Source organism: Zooshikella harenae (assembly GCF_018837975.1).
GTDB classification, from domain to species: domain Bacteria; phylum Pseudomonadota; class Gammaproteobacteria; order Pseudomonadales; family Zooshikellaceae; genus Zooshikella; species Zooshikella harenae.
This window is the reverse complement of the sequence record NZ_JAGSOY010000312.1, coordinates 1-764: the sequence shown is the minus strand read 5'-3', so window position 1 is coordinate 764 and position 764 is coordinate 1. Positions and strand designations below refer to the sequence as shown.

Genomic DNA, 764 nt, shown 5'->3' with positions numbered 1-764 from the left:
CTGTTAAAGCATACACTGAATGGTCCTCAACAGGTGGAGTATGTGAAACAAGAAGAGATTGGAGTAAAAATCCCGATATGATACCACAAAGGTATAACTCAGAATATTATGGTATTGATATGGGCGAAAGTTACATCATTACAGTGCTGCAACAAGTTAATAAATAAGTGTAATGATGATATTGATCAAATTTCTATTGCATTCTTTGATCGTAAAGTTGATGTTGGAGGAGTGGGGATAAAATATTTTAGGCGAAATATAACAGTTTCTGAAAATATATTAGGTTATCCGAATTCTAAACGTATCATGTATTGTTGGAAAGAAAAAATTAATATGTCAAGTCGCAATGCTGGATGGTGTAAAAAAGAAGTGGATGGCCCCGACCCATAATATGGACAGGACTTGCGTATTGATGGTGATAATTTGGCTGAGGAAGGCATAAATGCTGCAAATAAGTTTTTTGGTCAGGGAGCTGGTTCTCACTTTTTAGTTATGAGTGAGGATACTTTAAAAAAACTAAATTTAGATCCGTTGGATGAACTTTTTGAGTCAGGTAAAAATCATAGTATGGCTGGTGGTTATATACCTAATATGAAGTATGCATTACAAAAACTTCTCAAAAAAGATGAGAGTTACAAGCAAGACTTAGTATTGGTAATAGAGAGTTTAGAGCAAAGCAAAAAAATTCTAGCTAATTTTATCAATAAAATAAAAAATGTAGCAGAAGAAAGTATTAGTTCATTGCGTGCATCAATGCGAAGTCC

The 764-nt window shown here is 33.6% G+C and carries 1 protein-coding gene; it reads left to right on the top strand.

Features of this window, described 5'->3' with window-relative positions; genetic code table 11:
- Positions 1-402: 402 nt before the first annotated feature.
- Positions 403-764: hypothetical protein (locus KCG35_RS25850; RefSeq protein WP_215822772.1), on the top strand; the 362-nt coding region annotated here is incomplete at its 3' end.